Source organism: Pantoea sp. CTOTU49201 (assembly GCF_032054795.1).
Classification (GTDB): Bacteria; Pseudomonadota; Gammaproteobacteria; order Enterobacterales; family Enterobacteriaceae; genus Pantoea; species Pantoea symbiotica.
Window position 1 is genome coordinate 1 of sequence record NZ_DAMBSA010000610.1, and the last position, 1,832, is coordinate 1,832.

At 56.7% G+C, this 1,832-nt stretch carries 2 protein-coding genes and 1 pseudogene; all 3 read right to left on the bottom strand.

What is annotated here, in order from left to right:
- Positions 1-144, bottom strand: a pseudogene (locus RTY00_RS24390) (sugar ABC transporter permease); the annotation flags it as partial.
- Between the two features lie 2 nt (positions 145-146).
- Complete coding sequence (locus RTY00_RS24395; protein WP_312666691.1) at positions 147-1,421, bottom strand: ABC transporter substrate-binding protein; 1,275 nt, start codon at positions 1,419-1,421, stop codon at positions 147-149.
- Between the two features lie 27 nt (positions 1,422-1,448).
- Positions 1,449-1,832: TOBE domain-containing protein (locus tag RTY00_RS24400; protein WP_312666692.1), on the bottom strand; the 384-nt coding region annotated here is incomplete at its 5' end.

The following is a 1,832-nucleotide window of genomic DNA, read 5'->3' on the forward strand; positions in this document are numbered from 1 at the left end:
GCTTTCCCATACTGTCGCAACCGCCGGATAGTGCGTAAACAGCAGTAAAAAACTCAGTGCCGGTAAAATCAGCAGGTAGCCATACAGCTGCATCGACCATAACCGGGGACGACGAACCGGCGCGACGGTGAGAATCGTGCTCATCATTATTGGTATGACTTCAGCAGACGATCGGCTTGCTTCTGCGCGCCTTCCAGGGCTTCGGCCGGGGTTTTCGCCTGCGTCACCGCCGCTTCTACCGCGTGATTCAGCGCATCCTCAATCTGCACGCTGTTGTAGGTAGAAAGTTCCGGCTGGGCATACTTCAGCTGTTCACGTGCCACCAATGCCTGCGGAACGTCTTTGACGTAATCCTTCATCACCGTGGTATCCCACGCTGCCGGAGACGTTGCAACGTAACCGGTGGCGATACTCCAGCGCGCCGCCTGCTCAGGTGACGTGACCCAACGGATAAATTCCATCGCCGCTTTCTGCTGTTCTGGCGAAGCGTTTTTGAACACATACAGGTTGCCGCCGCCAGTTGGGCTGCCGCGCTGGGTTTTCTCCGGCAGCATTGCTACGCCGAACGGGAACTTCGCGTTATCACGCACGTTGGTCAGGTTGCCGGTGGTGGTCACCATCATGGCGGTTTTGCCGCTGATGAAATCCTGCGGCGTGGTGCCCCACGCAATCGCACCTTTCGGCGACACTTCTTCTTTCTTGCCGAGATCGGTCAGCCACTGCAGCGTTTCCACGTTGCCCGGCGTGTTGAAGTGCACCGCTGTGCCTTTGCCGTTATCCAGACGACCGCCGTTGGTGGCGGACAAGCCCTGGAAGTTCCAGTAGCCGTTTGGTGTGGACGGAATCTCGATGCCCCATTGGCTGACGCCGTTGGCATCTTTGATCGTAAGTTTCTTACTGAACTCAACCACTTGCTGCCAGTTGGCCGGTGGCGTATCGGCGTTCAAACCGGCTTTCTCAAACGCCTGTTTGTTCCAGTACATCACTACGGTTGAACGCTGGAACGGTACGCCCCACACTTTGCCGTCAATGTGACGCAGAAACGCCGGATAGAAACCGTCGATCCATTTTTTGCCTTCATCGCCCTGCGCTAAATCGCTGGCCGCCACAATCGCACCGGCATCAATTAGAGAATAGGCTTCGATATCGCCGATCACCGCCAGCTGCGGCGCGTTGCCACCACGAAATGCGGTCAGCGCTTTGGTCACGGTGGTGGCGTAGTCACCGGTATACACCGGCTGAATGCTCACGTCCGGATGCACTTTCTGGAAATCCGCCACCAGCGTATCCACGGTGTGGCTCACTTTGCCGCCCACCGCGATCGGGTAATACATTTGCAGCTTGACCGGTTCAGCCGCGAAAGCTGAGGTGGTAACGGCGAGGACTAAGGCAGAAAGACGTGAATAACGAATCGCAGACATGATTTTCCCTTGGGCAAATGACAACGGTTAAACGGCGTATTTTTTCTGTGAGGCAAACATTTGTTCTTCGGCTGGCGCACAGCGCTTACCGCTCTCGCTGTGAAACAAATATTGCCGCGCGGCAGACCACTGCAATCCCACTTCACTGCCATCGATAAAGCGCTGCATGCCAGGCACTTTGACCGTCAGCGGCTCGCTGATGCCGGCAAGCTGGCACACCAGCAAGGTATCAGCGCCCATATATTCGGAACTGATTACTCGCGCGGTCAGCGCCGCCTGTTCTGCGGCGATCAGCTGGATATCTTCGGCACGCAATCCAAGACTGAGCGGTGCTTCGTGATACTCAACAACAGGCGCGGTGAGATGCATCAGAGTGTGATGTGCGCCGTTGCGCTCCAGCGGCAGGATGTT

Coding starts and splice junctions, on each gene's coding strand:
- RTY00_RS24395 (WP_312666691.1), bottom strand. CDS start 1,421: ATGTCTGCGATTCGTTATTCACGTCTTTCTGCCTTAGTCCTCGCCGTT.